Source organism: Limnospira sp. PMC 289.06, from assembly GCF_032350395.1.
GTDB classification, from domain to species: Bacteria; Cyanobacteriota; Cyanobacteriia; order Cyanobacteriales; family Microcoleaceae; genus Limnospira; species Limnospira platensis.
In genome coordinates, this window is record NZ_JARPLC010000122.1 from 1 (window position 1) to 14,336 (window position 14,336).

General features: G+C 43.7%; 20 protein-coding genes and 1 pseudogene. 6 read left to right on the forward strand and 15 right to left on the reverse strand.

Annotated features, from left to right (window positions below; all coding sequences use genetic code 11):
- The 3 genes from P5674_RS19350 to P5674_RS19360 all read right to left on the reverse strand — a co-directional run.
- The coding region (locus P5674_RS19350) for a hypothetical protein (RefSeq protein WP_434475130.1) at window positions 1-356 on the reverse strand (356 nt) is incomplete at its 3' end.
- Window positions 357-429: 73 nt separating this feature from the next.
- Window positions 430-552 (reverse strand): hypothetical protein, encoded by a 123-nt coding sequence (locus tag P5674_RS19355; RefSeq protein WP_014276543.1) that lies wholly within the window; start codon window positions 550-552, stop codon window positions 430-432.
- A 10-nt stretch (window positions 553-562) separates the two neighbouring features.
- Window positions 563-688, reverse strand: a complete 126-nt coding sequence (locus P5674_RS19360; RefSeq protein WP_286131458.1) for a hypothetical protein — start codon at window positions 686-688, stop codon at window positions 563-565.
- Here P5674_RS19360 and P5674_RS19365 point away from each other — a divergent pair.
- Window positions 687-2,168: a CIA30 family protein gene (locus P5674_RS19365; protein ID WP_006618043.1), complete on the forward strand. Its 1,482-nt coding sequence runs from the start codon at window positions 687-689 to the stop codon at window positions 2,166-2,168. The genes P5674_RS19360 and P5674_RS19365 overlap by 2 nt on opposite strands.
- 176 nt (window positions 2,169-2,344) lie before the next feature.
- Here the strand turns inward: P5674_RS19365 and P5674_RS19370 are convergent, their stop codons facing one another.
- Both P5674_RS19370 and P5674_RS19375 read right to left on the reverse strand, forming a co-directional pair.
- Entirely contained in the window at window positions 2,345-2,983 is a 639-nt protein-coding gene (locus tag P5674_RS19370; protein WP_006618044.1) for a hypothetical protein, read from the reverse strand.
- Window positions 2,984-2,997: 14 nt separating this feature from the next.
- Window positions 2,998-3,150 (reverse strand): hypothetical protein, encoded by a 153-nt coding sequence (locus P5674_RS19375; RefSeq protein ID WP_014276542.1) that lies wholly within the window; start codon window positions 3,148-3,150, stop codon window positions 2,998-3,000.
- Between the two features lie 257 nt (window positions 3,151-3,407).
- Between P5674_RS19375 and P5674_RS19380 the strand changes: the two genes are divergently transcribed.
- On the forward strand, window positions 3,408-3,995 hold the full coding sequence (locus P5674_RS19380) for a GGDEF domain-containing protein (protein WP_014276541.1): 588 nt from the start codon (window positions 3,408-3,410) through the stop codon (window positions 3,993-3,995).
- Between the two features lie 56 nt (window positions 3,996-4,051).
- Here P5674_RS19380 and P5674_RS19385 read toward each other — a convergent pair whose 3' ends face one another.
- A complete protein-coding gene (locus P5674_RS19385) occupies window positions 4,052-5,167 on the reverse strand; it encodes a lipase family protein (protein ID WP_006618046.1) in 1,116 nt (371 codons plus the stop codon).
- A gap of 44 nt (window positions 5,168-5,211) precedes the next feature.
- The gene (locus P5674_RS19390; RefSeq protein ID WP_006618047.1) at window positions 5,212-6,249 is read right to left on the reverse strand and encodes a lipoprotein N-acyltransferase Lnb domain-containing protein; all 1,038 of its coding nucleotides are present in this window, start codon (window positions 6,247-6,249) and stop codon (window positions 5,212-5,214) included.
- Between the two features lie 180 nt (window positions 6,250-6,429).
- Between P5674_RS19390 and P5674_RS19395 the strand changes: the two genes are divergently transcribed.
- Window positions 6,430-6,594: a hypothetical protein gene (locus P5674_RS19395; RefSeq protein ID WP_014276539.1), complete on the forward strand. Its 165-nt coding sequence runs from the start codon at window positions 6,430-6,432 to the stop codon at window positions 6,592-6,594.
- 49 nt (window positions 6,595-6,643) lie between these two features.
- Here the strand turns inward: P5674_RS19395 and P5674_RS19400 are convergent, their stop codons facing one another.
- The 3 genes from P5674_RS19400 to P5674_RS19410 form a co-directional block, all read right to left on the reverse strand.
- Window positions 6,644-7,678, reverse strand: coding sequence for a M42 family metallopeptidase (locus P5674_RS19400; RefSeq protein ID WP_006618048.1), 1,035 nt, complete (start codon window positions 7,676-7,678; stop codon window positions 6,644-6,646).
- Window positions 7,679-7,706: 28 nt separating this feature from the next.
- On the reverse strand, window positions 7,707-8,150 hold the full coding sequence (locus P5674_RS19405; RefSeq protein ID WP_006618049.1) for a hypothetical protein: 444 nt from the start codon (window positions 8,148-8,150) through the stop codon (window positions 7,707-7,709).
- Between the two features lie 112 nt (window positions 8,151-8,262).
- Complete coding sequence (locus tag P5674_RS19410; protein ID WP_006618050.1) at window positions 8,263-9,603, reverse strand: hypothetical protein; 1,341 nt, start codon at window positions 9,601-9,603, stop codon at window positions 8,263-8,265.
- Between the two features lie 127 nt (window positions 9,604-9,730).
- On the opposite strand from P5674_RS19410, the gene P5674_RS19415 reads away from it, so the two are divergent.
- The gene (locus P5674_RS19415) at window positions 9,731-10,420 is read left to right on the forward strand and encodes a diacylglycerol/polyprenol kinase family protein (protein WP_006618051.1); all 690 of its coding nucleotides are present in this window, start codon (window positions 9,731-9,733) and stop codon (window positions 10,418-10,420) included.
- Between the two features lie 215 nt (window positions 10,421-10,635).
- Here the strand turns inward: P5674_RS19415 and P5674_RS19420 are convergent, their stop codons facing one another.
- The 3 genes from P5674_RS19420 to P5674_RS19430 form a co-directional block, all read right to left on the reverse strand.
- Window positions 10,636-10,788 carry a hypothetical protein gene (locus P5674_RS19420; RefSeq protein ID WP_006618052.1) on the reverse strand — a complete coding sequence of 51 codons (153 nt, stop codon included), beginning with the start codon at window positions 10,786-10,788 and terminating at the stop codon, window positions 10,636-10,638.
- Between the two features lie 358 nt (window positions 10,789-11,146).
- Window positions 11,147-11,734, reverse strand: coding sequence for a thioredoxin family protein (locus P5674_RS19425; RefSeq protein ID WP_014276537.1), 588 nt, complete (start codon window positions 11,732-11,734; stop codon window positions 11,147-11,149).
- A 13-nt stretch (window positions 11,735-11,747) separates the two neighbouring features.
- The gene (locus tag P5674_RS19430; RefSeq protein WP_157888732.1) at window positions 11,748-11,900 is read right to left on the reverse strand and encodes a hypothetical protein; all 153 of its coding nucleotides are present in this window, start codon (window positions 11,898-11,900) and stop codon (window positions 11,748-11,750) included.
- Between P5674_RS19430 and P5674_RS19435 the strand changes: the two genes are divergently transcribed.
- Window positions 11,884-12,288 (forward strand): NIL domain-containing protein, encoded by a 405-nt coding sequence (locus P5674_RS19435; RefSeq protein WP_006618054.1) that lies wholly within the window; start codon window positions 11,884-11,886, stop codon window positions 12,286-12,288. The genes P5674_RS19430 and P5674_RS19435 overlap by 17 nt on opposite strands.
- A 38-nt stretch (window positions 12,289-12,326) precedes the next feature.
- Window positions 12,327-12,743: a hypothetical protein gene (locus P5674_RS19440; RefSeq protein ID WP_234933369.1), complete on the forward strand. Its 417-nt coding sequence runs from the start codon at window positions 12,327-12,329 to the stop codon at window positions 12,741-12,743.
- Here the strand turns inward: P5674_RS19440 and larE are convergent.
- Both larE and P5674_RS19450 read right to left on the reverse strand, forming a co-directional pair.
- Window positions 12,740-13,567 (reverse strand): ATP-dependent sacrificial sulfur transferase LarE, encoded by an 828-nt coding sequence (gene larE / locus P5674_RS19445; RefSeq protein WP_006618056.1) that lies wholly within the window; start codon window positions 13,565-13,567, stop codon window positions 12,740-12,742. The two genes, P5674_RS19440 and larE, sit on opposite strands and share 4 nt — an antisense overlap.
- Window positions 13,568-13,772: 205 nt before the next feature.
- Window positions 13,773-14,336: pseudogene (locus tag P5674_RS19450) on the reverse strand (DUF4912 domain-containing protein); the annotation flags it as partial.

Sequence of the window (14,336 nt, forward strand, 5' to 3'; positions counted from 1 at the left end):
GGTTGTAGGGTATTTTTGCCCAGGGAAATCACTAATTGAATTAGGCGAGATATATGGGTGGGTTTAGCGATCGCCCAAATATTAATGCTGACACAAACCGCCGCCAAAAATAAGAGAATAAATGTGGGAGCCATCACCACACCGATCGCAAACCAAGTCCAAACATGAGCCACCAGAACACCAGCATATAAACTCGCCAATGCCGCCATCAATAATATTTGCTGCTGAGAACGTCCCACCGCTGTAAAGATCATGGTTTGCAGAGTAGCGATTAAATTCATCGGTACCAAGAAGGCGCAAATCATCCCACAGTTAGTCCGGGAAAATTCGGCGATATTACTGAAATCTAAAATCATGGTCATTTATAATGGTAGAACTTCCGAAAATATAGCTGATTTTTACTCCACAATCCTGAATCTTTGCCAAAATTTAATCATCTTTTTTCCGCAGGGCTGTTGTCCAAAAATTAGTGAACATCATCAGCATCGCACCTAAAAAAATTGTGGCAGCTAATCCCGCAGCGATCGCGGTTTCCCAATCAATGTTTTCCATAGAATGAATATCATGCTATCCGTGCCACCCATACCTTAGCACAAATACCCACCGCCAGAGAACGGGTAATCACCGACCCCATAGATTCTGTAACATATCTTAATATAGTAAACAGCAACACCTGAAGGACAGACATGGCTACAGAAAATCAAAAAGCACCTTGGGACATCAGTCGGTTTGTGAAAACCCTCAACTATTTTGGCGTAATTCCGTTTCTAGGTAGTTGTCGGTGGCTACAGAAGCTATTTGGGGGGGAAGCCAAGCCACCCAGTCCCCCCTCTGAAGTGGTCCTAGTCGTTGGCGCGACGGGGGGAGTAGGTAAGCGGGTGGTTAAACGCCTCCAGCAACAGGGTATCAAAGTAAGGGCCTTGGTTCGAGACCGGAAACGGGGACTAGAAATTCTGGGAAATAAGGTTGATATCATTGAGGCTGATTTAACCATCCCCGAAACCCTGACACCCCAAGTAATGCAGGACGTGACGGCAATTATTTGTTGTTCAGGAACCCGAGTCCAACCCGTAGAAGGGGATACCCCCACCCGCGAAAAATACTATCAAGGGATTAAATTTTATATGCCGGAGGTAGTTGATATTCCTGAATTGGTGGAATATAAAGGCATTCAAAATCTGATTAATGCTACCCCTAATACATTGCGGAATTTGGGTCAAAAAATTCTGTTTGACTTTACCAAGCCAGACGCTGAACTAAAAGCGACTTGGGGGGCTTTAGATGATGTGGTGATGGGGGGAGTTAGTGAAAGTTCCCTGCTACTAATTGGTGATGCTGCTTTATTTACGGGCAATGTTTCGACGGCTAATTCTGGGGGGTTTGTCTCTATCAGAACTCGGAATTTTGAACCCCCTTTAGATTTATCAGAATTTGCGGGAATTGAACTGCGTGTTAAAGGAGATGGCAAGCGTTATAAGTTTATTGCCCGCAGTGATGAAAAGTGGGATAGTATTGGTTATTGCTATTCCTTTGATACGGTTTATAATATTCCCATGACTATCAGGATTCCTTTTAAAGAATTGATTCCTGTGTTTCGCGCCAAAACCCTTAAAGATAATCCTGGTTTTAATCCTCAATCGGTCTATGCTTTTCAATTGATGCTGAGTAAGTTTGAATATGATGGGGAGTTAAACCCTAAGTTTGAACCGGGTATTTTTAAACTGGAAATTGAATCGATTAAAGCCTACGGAAACGCCGCTAAACCTCGGTTGGTGATGGTGAGTTCTGCCGGTGTGACTCGTCCGGGAAAACCTGGATTAAATTTAGACGAGGAACCTCCGGCAGTGCGGATGAATGACCAATTGGGAGGTATTTTAACCTGGAAATTGCGGGGGGAAGATGTAGTGCGATCGAGTAATATTCCCTATGCGATTATTCGCCCCTGCGCTATGACGGAAGAACCTGGCGGCGAGGCTTTGATGTTAGATCAGGGAGATACTATTAAGGGGAAAGTCAGTCGAGAGGATATTGCGGAACTCTGTATTAAGGCATTAAATGAACCATCTGCTACTAATGTGACTGTGGAGGTGAAGGCTTTGGCTAATGGCGATCGCCCTCAACATTCTGAACCAGAGTCGGGGTTATTTGCGACTCTCCAACCTGATTGAAGATTACCTTCCTTAAATAGTGAAAGCGGGCGATAATGCCCGCTGATTTATTATTTATGGAAACTCGGAAAATTAACCTGATATTAAATAGTTATTACCGGTTTATAGTCTTCCCTAAAATCAGGTATATTACACCAAAAACCGGGTTTTTTTAATTAACACAATTCCCGTTGAGATTAGCGAACATCCACAGAAACTAATGTATCTAGGGGTAATTCCCCACCAATAGCCAGTATCCGATAAACTCCATTTTCGGGAAGGCGGGTAGAAATGTTTTGGGTTCCTGTCTCTAAAATCTTGCCATGAGGACTGGCGATCGCTAATTCGACTCCAAACCCTGTCACTTTCATCATTTGACCCTGGCGACAACGAATAGTTAGGGGTTGAATGCTGTGAGCCGATAATGTGAACCCCACAGACCCATTATATTCCCCTGAACGAATTACAATAGGGCGATCTGGTAAAGAACGATACTGAGATAGTTTGTGGTTTATAGGGTCTGGTTGGGGTTCTGTTTGGGGTTCTGGTGATGGTCGTTCAATTTGAACCTCAATAGCACAATTGGTAGAGTCAATGCGTGGATAAATCATAACCCGATATATTCCAGTTTCCGGCATATTTCCCTGCCAACGACCGGAAGACACAAAGGCTAATTCGCGACCGGAAGGGCTATAAAGTTCAGCTTGCAGAGTTCCAGCCCAAACAATTAAGTTGACTTTTTCTCCTTTGTTAGCTGAGAAAATATATAAGGTGGGTTGTCCGATATTTTTGCGAATTTGACCGGATTCGGGTAAAGATAAAATTGGATATTGCATGGTAATTCACCTAATTAAATTTGGTTAAATTCGGAGATACTCTCGAGATGGTTGACCTGTTTAGATAGACGATCTAATAATTCTGCTAAAAATTGTTTTTCAGATGGGGGTATAACTTGAGGGTTATCTTTACAGGTGCGATCGCTTAGTTTATGATTGGTTAACATAGATATAATCCCTGGTGCTAAAGTGATTAGTCAGATACTAATGTCTGCGCTTGTCTATGTTTTTACTGTAGGATTGAAACTCTCAAATGTGGCGACAGCAGGTGATACTATCACGACTTACACATGGCTACCAGTTCCCCTGTGTATCCATAACCGCCCTTTACCTAGAGGTCTGGGGGGAAATTGACCCCAGGTTATGGACAGTTGCGTAAATGTCATGCGATCGCAGTAGTCAGCCCTAATCAACCATGATATAAATGATATTAGCATCGAGTAAGGAGTGGATAACTTTGCCACCAGATGAGATGAACTCTTACTCTCAAATTCCTACACAGTCAGATTTACAGGAATCTGAACACCTAAACAGCAAAGATTGTTTTTGTTCTGTAAGTGACGATCGTGCGGTCCAAAATCGCATTAAGCAGTGTTTAGGCATTGCTAAACGTAACAGCTTACCCGTATCCTTGGCACTAATGGGGATGGAAGGGTTAGATTTGTGTCTGCAACAACAGGGATATCATAAAACTGATCAGGTGTTAATGGAATTGATCCAAGAAATTCAGGATCACCTGCGCGAATGCGACTGGGTAGCCTACTGGGGTAATAATCAGTTTGTGATGGTCATTTTCTCCGACCCACAAGGTGCAAAAATTGCTCTCAAACGTATTTGGCAAGCCTTTAAAAGCCGCGACATTCACTTAGATGATGCAGTAATTACCTGTTCTGCTAGAATAGGTTTTACTCAAGTGCATCCTAATGAACACATGAATGCCTGTTTAGAACGGATGGAAGATGCCTTAAAGAAGGCAAAAACAAAAAATAAAGCCTTGGCTTTTTTGTCTTAAATATTTGCCAACTTAGAGACTATTACTACTGACTAAAATGTGATGATTAATGGCATTTACCACAAGCTACCACCACCGCCTTGATGAGACCGATAAATCTGATAATAATACCGATAACTATAAACATGAATCGCTACTCTTTCCTGTAGGATTTGTTGTAGCAAGTTAAGCCGTTTGGTATCAAAATCTGGGGATGGAGAAATCTGCTGTTGTTGTTGGAGAATAGCAAGCTGTTGGTTAAGTTGATTAAGGCGATCGCTTCCTGTAGCTTTAATTAATCTTCCAAAGGGAACATAACCTAAACTTTGATAGATAGGTTTCATGGGAGAATCATCATCATAAAGTAGCATATCCCCCGGAGTTTCAATGCGGATAATATTAGGAATCAAATCGGGATATTGACTAATAAAACTAGCTTGTGCTACAGGTCCGGATCCAAAAACTATAACTTTTAAATTTTCAGGATTAATCCCCGCATCAACTAACATCCCCGCATACAGAATAGCCGACCCACCTAAACTGTGTCCGGTGACGACAATTTCCACATGAGTTTTCGGGTCATTTTGAAGCTCTCGAATCGAGTTAATCATATCTTGGGAAATTTGATGATTAAACACAGAACCGGAATAATCACGGAACCCTTTATGAATTAACGCACCAGCATCATGATAAAGATGTTCCGGTAAAGCGGAGAGAGCAACAGCGATATCGTTGGGGTCTTCTAAGCTAGGATAAAGACCTTTAAAGCCAATTACAAATGATACTTTTTCTATACCACCAGCTATAATTTCTCCCCGGCTTAAAAAAACAGCATAGCCACCTAGAACCTGGTCTTTTTCGAGTATAAAAAAATCCGATAAGTTTAATCTGGTATTGACTACTTTTATAGCATCAGATTCAGTTTGATATAGTGTGGCAATATTGGCGATCGCCTGCTGCATTTCGGTGGGATTTCCATTTTTCTCAGCATCAAATAACTCGTAGATTAACTGGGTGGTGAGGTGAGAGGCTTTCCCAATCATTGCACATTCTCTATTTCCCGACCTACATAGGGATTCAAACTCTGGAGAAGTTATCAGGGGTAAATTGGCTGAAGATGGTTGATTAATTCCGGGGGCTATAACTAAAGTTGCCACCATTGTTGAATACAGAAATAGCTGTTTTTTGATCATGATAATTTACCCCACAAAAACTGGGTAGTTAATGACTGCTAAGACTACCAAATCATCCCGCCGCCACCTGTGTTTTGTAACTCATAATTCAAATCAGGTAGCTCCATTCCTTTAATCCCTCGACGTTGCAAAGCCGTGGGGGAAATGGTGGGGATATGTTCCTGCAAAAATTGTAACTGAGTGGCATCTAAACTATCAGCCAAAAACTGATTAATCGCCTGTTGATTTAATATACCATTGGCAAATAACATAGATATCTGTTCTCCCGTAGGTGCATTAATAAAAATTTCCTGTGATCCTGAATTAGGAGCGCTATGATAGCCAATGGTTTGGTCAATGATTCTAAAGACTTCGGTAGTACAATTTCTATTCAGGGTATTATACATTTGAGTTAACCCAGCTTGCTGGCTTTTGGTTATAGCGTTTAAAAGTAACTGATTTTTTTGGGCTGGGGTTAAATTTAATTGAATTTGTTGAACTTGATGACCATCTTCAATAATCATCCGTTGAACTCTCGACTCCAAGGAAACCAAACGATAGGCGATCGCAAAATTATCAAAGAAACCCGCCACCAAATCGAAGTTACCCCCCACCACGGCGACAGCTTCCACTGAAAAAATCAGGTCTTGTAGCTTCACGGGGGACTGATGAGAACCGGGAATTTGGGGAATTAACAGAACCTCGGAACCGGGAGAAAAACGAAATCTTAGTTGGGTATGGGCGGCGGGAATAGGAGATGGGAAATTTTCCAGTTGATAGATAACTTCTGCTACGGAGTTGGGGAGAATTTGAGCGACCCAAAACTGATTTTGGTGACTGACATTAGCTACAGCGATCGCCTGGGGTTCGATACCATATTCAGCCGCCTCAGCAGCAGATAAACGTCGTAGCGATCGCTGATGACAGGAGTTGATACACTTACCCTGGTGAATTCCCTGCGGCATTTTAGCTTGAGGATCAAAGCGATCGTTCACATCACACCGACAATTAGCATCAGGAAGAGTCGGTCTAGCGTCCACAACCCTACTAGACAACCCAGGGGTCAACAGGATAATTGCAGAAGTGAGAGTAAGCAACTTCATCCTGAAAATCTGCCTATTTTTCAAATATGCAGCCCTCCTAACGAATCGGACATCATTAGACCTATCATAGCAAAAATCCATCATGGCAACTATGACCATAAAAATCACCCCATCAGGTGAATTCATTGTCACTGTAACTAGATATCCTGTAAATAGAAACCCTCCGATCAACTTAAATTTATGCTTAACAAATCTTCACAGTCGGCTGATCAAGTAGCAATTTTATTTTTGATAGGTTATCTAGTTTTGTCTCTGGGTATAACTTTGGGCTTTCATATTACTGTGAATTATACTCAATCTGTCACTAATTCCATGACTGAATCTGATTTTAGTTTAATCCCATAAATCACTGTAAATCGCTGTAAATCCCATAAATCGCTGTAAATCCTGGAAATTATAACCCTTGACAATAACTCAACAAAATGCTAATGCAATGAGAAATTGCCCCCAAATGAGCAATCTCAAACCCATGGGTATTTTGAGTAGGAAAACTTAAACAAGCCGCCCTAGAAATATGCCCAAACTTCATAGCAATAGAAGCATCACTACCAAACCCCCGAATAATTGCCGATTGAATCGATACATTTACTCGCTGAGATGCTTTCCTTAATTCAGCATTTAAGCCCTCATCATAAATGCCATAACCATCTTGAGATAATAACACTGGTTTCTCACCAGATTCTATAGGATATTCTGGCGCTAGGGGACAAATTTCTAAAGCAATTAAAGCATCAAGACGGGTGCGATTCGTAAAATATAATGCACCGATCGCCCCTACTTCTTCCTTAGCCGATGCCACCAAATAGACCGTTACCGGAGGATTTTTAATCTGTTTAGCCAACTCCAATAAAATCGCGACAGAGGCTTTATTATCGAGGGTATAACTAGCGATATAGTCCCCCATACGAAAAGGTTTTTTCCGATGTTTTCCGACTACTACACGAGTCCCCGGACGCACCCCGGCTGCTTCTAAATCCTCTGGCGATCGCAGAGTTTCTACCCAAACATCCTCCCAAGTTAATACCTTATCAGTCTGCCAAGACTTTTGGGGGGACTCATGGGAAATATGGCGGGAACCAAAGCTAAGAATTCCTGAAATTGTCTGATGATCTCCTCGTAGGTCTACCACTCCCTCACCATAAACCCAAGGAAAAGATCCCCCTAATTTCCGAATCATGACCCGTCCGTTAGGCTCAATATTATTAACAATAGCGCCTATTTCGTCTTTATGTCCGGTAATAGCGATCGCCACATCAGGATTTTGACCAGGTATTTCAGCGATCACGTTTTCCGCCTGGTCTTTCCACACCTTCACCCCCAAATCCGAAAAGCGATCGAGGAGAAAGCTATCTATTTCCGACTCATCGCCACTAGGAGAGTGACACATCACTAACTGTTCAATAGTGGCAAATAGTTGGTCAAATTCCAATTAATCCCCCCTATATCTTAATTGTTGATTATTTACTGTCTTTCTTGGGTTTAAAAGCCGGCCCCCAAATTCCCCACAAAATTAACACAATTAAAACTATAAATGCCCGTTCCGAATTAACATCGATCATTGATTGCATATCCATTATAGGAGGCGGTTCTATAATCGGTGGATTCAGATCGGGATTTCTATAAAAATCCTGGTAGTTAATCACAGGTCGCAGAGTATAAGGATACTCATTAGCCGGTCGATGGCGGCGAGGTTGATGGTATTGTACCGGGTGAGGATCATGGTGTGGGTGGGGGTCATGGCGTCTAGTTGGCTGATGATGTCTAGGTTGTGGATGAGGTCTATGGTCTGCAAATGTATTGCACTCATCAATATAATGATGATGAGCAGAAGCCGACCCCACCCACATAATACTCCCGACCATCGCCAAACCAGTTATGGTCAACAATTGCCACTTTTGCATGAAATTTCTCCTCACCACCGTTGGACAATTTGACTATTTATCAATAGCAAATGGCAGTCAGTATATCACACATAGCAACCCTGGAAGCAGCTACAGCACCGGACCCGATAACTCAAAATTCCACGGCTTCCTCAACCTTCTGATTTGGGAAAGTCGGTAATTGAATAGCAGACCAAGACTGCAACTTCCGGCGATGTTGGGGATAGACTAAAGGTGCTGGCCAATTATCCCCTTTTTGTCGAGACCCCACCCCGGCTAGTTTAGGATTAGCCACTGATTCCTCTACTGGCTCCGGTGCGGCATATTCCAAACGGATACGCTGTAGTTCCTCTTCTACCAATCGAGGTTTCGGCCACTCATCCAGGACAGGTTCACCCGCCGGAACAATGGAATCAATAGATATCTCAAAGGGCGGTGGGGGTGCGATCGCCTCCGAATCAGAAACAGCCGACTTGGGCGATTCTCCCTGAGATCCTAAACCCTCCTTAGTGGATAGTAAAGGTGGCATAACTGGGGTGGGGTTATAATCACCTTCTGCGGGTGCTGTTAATTCGTCTAACCCCTCTTCTGACTGCTCTACTGACTGCTCTACTGATGAATCTTGCAATTGAGCAGACCAAGGCTGAACAGGTGAAGCCTTAGATAAATTCATCTGGCCATGAATCACAAAGGATGGCGATAATAACTCATTATCCGCGCCATCCATCTCTAGGGAGGGGGAGTCAACCATTAATTCAGGATTTGGACTCATACCAGATTCGCGGACTTCTAAGGAACGCTCCAAAGCCGCCTTAAACTGAAGAGTGTAGCGTTGTTGGCGTTGTAAACGCGATCGCAACTCACGGCAGGTATTTTGAGCCTGGACTAACTCATGGGACTGTTCATTGTAACTTTGACGAGTCATGGCACATTCTCTTTCCATCTTAGCCATGCGAGTTTGACTCGTATCCCACTGTTGAGTCAGGTTTTCGACCAAAACCTGCTGTTGTCGAATCACCCGGTTAGCAACATCTAGCTTTTGGAAAAGACGATTCACCTGTGCGCGGGTAAAATCGAGTTCCTGCAATTGTTGATGATAATTAGTTTTCTGTTCTCTTAACTGTTGATGACAATCTTCGAGTTGTTCGGACAGTTCAGCAATGCGATCGATTAAATCCCGGTTACAAGCGTGAAGTGCTTTAATCAGAGGAGTTTCGCGACTACCCTCAACCTCATTCATCGGCCCAGTAGCCACCTGGGGCGGTAATCCTTCCGTCCTAACAGAGGCATTTTCTGGAGATTGTTTAACCAGCGGAATTTGATCAATGGCGATCGCATCAGGAAAATTCACCGTTTCCCAATCATCATCCCCTGTGTGGGAAATGTGGGTCAGCGGCTGCGCCACACCAGCTTCATACTCTGGGATGGCTGCTTCATCGGGGGACTGATTCAGGGGGAGATCGGCTTCAGACATGGACATATCCCAGACAGTTCAATAATCTCAGCATTAGTCTATCTTGACAATTGACAGACTTGGAGCTTGAAACATAGCCAAATATATTCTGAATATGGTTTCCTATTTTATACACTACTGTTGATTTATGCTTTCCGATTTAACTGCAAATCCCAACATTTGGCTTCATATCTCACTGGTGGGTCTATGGTTAGCCTTAGTCCTGATTATTGCTGAAGGACTCAACCGCCTATTTTCCGTAGACCCCGAAATATCCCGAAAGGTCGTGCATATTGGCACCGGAAACGTGATTTTATTAGCTTGGTGGCTGCACATCCCCGCCTCCATCGGTATAGCAGCCGGGGGATTATCGGCGGCGATCGCCTTAATTTCCCTAAAAGTCCCCATTCTCCCCAGTGTTAATAGTGTCGGCCGCCAAAGTTTAGGGACATTTTTCTACGCCATCAGCATTGGTATTCTGATCGCCTGTTTTTGGCCGCGCCAAGAACCCCACTACGCCGCCCTAGGAATTTTAGTCATGACCTGGGGAGATGGTCTCGCCGCCACCATCGGCCAGAAATTTGGTTCCCATAAATATCAGGTCTGGGGAAGTCAAAAAAGTTGGGAAGGTTCCCTCACCATGACTTTAACCAGTTTTGTAGTATCTGCCTTAATTTTACTCCCAGTCTATGGTAACACCTGGCAAATTTGGAGTATCTCCCTAGCCGTAGCCATAGCTGCCACCCTCTTAGAAATGGTATCTAAATTGGGTATTGATAATTTAACCGTTCCCCTCGGTAGTGCGGCGATCGCCTTCTTTCTCCATCAACTTTCTTAATCCTACCCAACACCAAAAGCCTCCAACCAAACCATAGCCAGCCCCAGAGCTAGTATAGACACCGCCGGACATGGCATTGCATCTCGCATCCGTTAGCCCAGGTGAAAATACTAGCACTAACTGCTATAGGTTCTGATTGGAGGACAATCCCATGCTCGAACTTTAAACCAACCCGCTAAGACCTTCTGTATCACGCCCACTCTACCCCTTACCGTTTACTTCAGGACTGGGGAAGGCTTTTTACAGGGAGTTCCTTCAAAGGGGCTAGGACCTACTTCTGGATAAGCATCGTCACTGGGGCTAAAAATCCTAATGACTGCTTCGGTCAGGTAAGCCATCATATTCGATAGTTTAGACATCATATTCATGATAAAACCTCACTTTTTTGTTGCCCTATATGTTTACTATATTACATGGAATTTCAGGATTTGCACACTATTTGCAATATTTATTTGCAATCAACGGATAATTAACCATAATCCCCAAATCATGTTATAATGTATAAGTTGTGCAGTTTTTTTGGGTTTCATCTACCTGACTCAAATCTAGCGATCGCCTTCTCTAAGCAACTCCCTAAAATCCGTACAATTACTCAAACAATATCCCCTCAAAGTTGAGTGAATAACAATCACAGTTTTTTTAAGTTTTGATAATTTTTGTAAAAAACAGTTAATCAAAGGGGAGACCAGCCAAAAATAGGCGGGCGATTTAGCCCGCCCGAAGGCTTTAGAGTTTGACTTGGCTACCGTGTGCGCGAGGATCGGTGTTAGCATCCCCAGAGGGAGTAACAGGGGCTTTAAAAGTGGAAACCTGACCCATAGTTTCGACAGTTGGCATCAAGTTACCAGCGATCAAAGCATCTAAACGAGACCCTAGGTTAGGTCGGGGAATTTCTCCGATCGCCTCCCCCATAACCTCAGCTTGATCATTGAGAAAGACAAAATGGGGAATCCCATCAACTCGATACTTGAGAATTTCTGGCAGCCATTTAGTATTATCAACATTAAGCATCACAAAATTAATGCGATCGCCATAACTGTCGCGCAGATCTGCCATATCTTCAGCCATAGCCTGACAGGTTGTACACCAATTAGCATAAAACTCCATCAAAGTGGGTTTACCATTACTCAAAGCCACCTCAAGAGGGGTTGATTCCGTCGCCAGTTCCGTTAAAGATATAGATGTAGCATTAGTTCGGAAACCCCAAAACACCAAGACACTGAGAACAATTGCCACTATAGCAATCAGAAAGTTTCTCAAACGAGTGGTGAATGAAGAAGTAGTTAAACTAGAATCAGATGGATTTGTACTCATTTAATGCAGCTAGTCACAGAGATAATCGATTAGGGTACAGTGTAGCGAATTCGACGAGTGCGGGGAAAATAGAAAGCGATCGCCCCACCAAACCAGCCACCATTGGCGATCGCATGGTATGATGGAACTGCTGTATACTGGCGGGCAGCATGAAAAAACGAGTCACTTTGACTTTTCCCAAACGTTCAGTGCAGATGCCAATTACCTACCGACTGGCCAAAGATTTTAATGTAGCTGCTAATATTATTAGAGCGCAAGTGGCCCCTAATCAGGTAGGAAAACTGGTAGTAGAGTTATCCGGAGATATAGACCAACTCGAGGCGGCGATCGATTGGATGCAATCTCAAAACGTCACAGTTTCCCTGGCCAGTCGAGAAATTATCATTGATGAACAAAGCTGCGTAGACTGTGGACTATGTACAGGTGTATGTCCCACAGAAGCACTCACTCTCAATCCCGAAACCTTTTATCTAACATTTACGCGATCGCGTTGTATTGTCTGTGAACAGTGTATTCCCACCTGTCCCCTACAAGCAATTTCCACCAATTTATAATAGATATCCTACCCATGACATCCCATCAAATAGCCCCTATGCTTTGGGTTTCAATTTTCTTGTTGATGCTCACCTATATGGTGTTTGGGTGGGGTTTATTTAACCTAAAAATAGAGTGGCACTTGTGGGTAATTATTAAATTAATCATCATCTTAATCGCCCTATTTTTGACAGTTCCATTAGAGAATTTAAGCCGTCCTCTCAATCGCTGGTTTCAGTCTAATCTTGGCGCTTTTTTATCTGTAGTGTTTGGTGCTTTCTTATTGGTAGTCCTAGCCACCCATATGGAAGTTTTTACCACCATTCTGATGGCTTTATCCGCCACTATCCTCACCCGTATGGAACTACAAACCCACAGCACCAAAAACTGGCAGGCATTTTTAGTCCTGTGTCTCGTGTCAATGCTGGGGCTAGTAGTCGGTTGGCAACTTCATCACCTAGCCAGTATAATTTAGCCGTAGTTAGCCAGAAGTTCCGGTTGTAATACTTGGTTTAATTTACCACTACGATATCCCTCTAGGTCTAAGGTAACATACAGAAAACCCAATGCCTGAAAAGTTTGCACCAAAACTGGCAAATCATTTTTAATGATAAAGTCCTTAATTTGTGCTGGTGGCAGTTCAATCCTAGCTGTGTCTCCCTCAGAGCGCACCCGCAGATTTTGCCAACCCAGGCGGCGCAAATAAACCTCAGCACGTCCGACCCTCTGCAATTTAGCGATAGTGATTTCTTCTCCATAGGGAAAACGGGAACTTAAACAAGGTTGAGAAGGCTTATCCCAGCAACTTAACCCCAGGTATTTAGAGATTTCCCGCACCTCAGCTTTAGTAACTCCCACCTCCGCTAAAGGCGATCGCACCCCCCTTTCCTTAGCTGCTTTCACCCCCGGACGATAGTCCCGCAAATCATCAGCATTCACACCATCAACGATATATAAATAACCCCGTTGTCTAGCCAAGGGTTTAAGCTGGTCATGCAGTTCACTTTTGCAGAAATAACAACGGTTAACCGGGTTATCGGTGTAATTAGGATTAGCCATTTCCTGAGTGTAGATTTCCTCATGAGATATGCCAATCATCGCCGCCTGAATGCGAGCATCTTCCAAATCTTCTGGTAACAGGGAAGGGGAAACAGCCGTGACAGCCAAAGCGCGATCGCCCAAAATATCATAGGCAATTTTCGCCACCAAGGTACTATCTATCCCTCCCGAATAGGCAATTAAAGCCTGCTCCATTCCAGTAAATAGGGATTGAAGTTGTTGTAATTTCTCGCTCACCATAGTTTTTTGTATTATTTACCCCTAATTACAGGTTATCATCTTCAACGGTCTAGGCATACCTGGTCTTTGCTAGCTGCCATACTAAGAGCGATCGCACAGACAAAAATTGAGCCGGGAGGTTTCGCATCTGGAAAACGCCGGCTCATATTCTTAATTCGCAATTGCTAAGATCAAACTCTCATTATCGGTTATATCAGTGAATATCCTAGCCCACCCACTCTAAAACCGCTTCCTCGCGGGTATTAGTGTGACGTTCAGGAGTTTCACGATTAAACTTCATGTGAATCGAACGGGTTTGCTCACCATCAGCAGCAACCGCCATAATCGGATAGTCAAATTGACCATCAGGGAAATACATTTGGAATCGGAAAGTACCATCAGGATTGAGTTTAATCGGTCGTCCGCCAATACTAACCTTAGCATCAGGCTCAGTAGCACCATAAATGATTAACTCAGCATCAGCCACCAACCAGAATTTACGGGGACGAATGGGAGGCATTGATGCAGCCATCCCAATACCAGACATCCCAATACCGGACATCGAGTAGCCTAGGGCGGCACCGGACATGGTAAAACCAATACCAGACATCCGTTCCGCCATACCGACACCGGACATTCCCACCCCGGACATGGAGTAACCTAGGGCGGAACCCGATTCGGTGATTGAAGCACCGGACATGGAGTAACCCATACCGACACCGGACATTCCCACACCGGACATGGAGTAACCTAGGGCGGAACCCGATTCGGTGATTGAAGCACCGGACAT

Coding starts and splice junctions, on each gene's coding strand:
- P5674_RS19370 (WP_006618044.1), bottom strand. CDS start 2,983: ATGCAATATCCAATTTTATCTTTACCCGAATCCGGTCAAATTCGCAAA.
- P5674_RS19440 (WP_234933369.1), top strand. CDS start 12,327: ATGCTTTGGGTTTCAATTTTCTTGTTGATGCTCACCTATATGGTGTTT.
- P5674_RS19380 (WP_014276541.1), top strand. CDS start 3,408: ATGATATTAGCATCGAGTAAGGAGTGGATAACTTTGCCACCAGATGAG.
- P5674_RS19410 (WP_006618050.1), bottom strand. CDS start 9,603: ATGTCTGAAGCCGATCTCCCCCTGAATCAGTCCCCCGATGAAGCAGCC.
- P5674_RS19415 (WP_006618051.1), top strand. CDS start 9,731: ATGCTTTCCGATTTAACTGCAAATCCCAACATTTGGCTTCATATCTCA.
- P5674_RS19355 (WP_014276543.1), bottom strand. CDS start 552: ATGGAAAACATTGATTGGGAAACCGCGATCGCTGCGGGATTAGCTGCC.
- P5674_RS19390 (WP_006618047.1), bottom strand. CDS start 6,249: ATGAAGTTGCTTACTCTCACTTCTGCAATTATCCTGTTGACCCCTGGG.
- P5674_RS19405 (WP_006618049.1), bottom strand. CDS start 8,150: ATGCAAAAGTGGCAATTGTTGACCATAACTGGTTTGGCGATGGTCGGG.
- P5674_RS19375 (WP_014276542.1), bottom strand. CDS start 3,150: ATGTTAACCAATCATAAACTAAGCGATCGCACCTGTAAAGATAACCCT.
- P5674_RS19420 (WP_006618052.1), bottom strand. CDS start 10,788: ATGAATATGATGTCTAAACTATCGAATATGATGGCTTACCTGACCGAA.
- P5674_RS19395 (WP_014276539.1), top strand. CDS start 6,430: ATGCTTAACAAATCTTCACAGTCGGCTGATCAAGTAGCAATTTTATTT.
- P5674_RS19385 (WP_006618046.1), bottom strand. CDS start 5,167: ATGATCAAAAAACAGCTATTTCTGTATTCAACAATGGTGGCAACTTTA.
- P5674_RS19365 (WP_006618043.1), top strand. CDS start 687: ATGGCTACAGAAAATCAAAAAGCACCTTGGGACATCAGTCGGTTTGTG.
- P5674_RS19360 (WP_286131458.1), bottom strand. CDS start 688: ATGTCTGTCCTTCAGGTGTTGCTGTTTACTATATTAAGATATGTTACA.
- P5674_RS19425 (WP_014276537.1), bottom strand. CDS start 11,734: ATGAGTACAAATCCATCTGATTCTAGTTTAACTACTTCTTCATTCACC.
- P5674_RS19435 (WP_006618054.1), top strand. CDS start 11,884: ATGAAAAAACGAGTCACTTTGACTTTTCCCAAACGTTCAGTGCAGATG.
- larE (WP_006618056.1), bottom strand. CDS start 13,567: ATGGTGAGCGAGAAATTACAACAACTTCAATCCCTATTTACTGGAATG.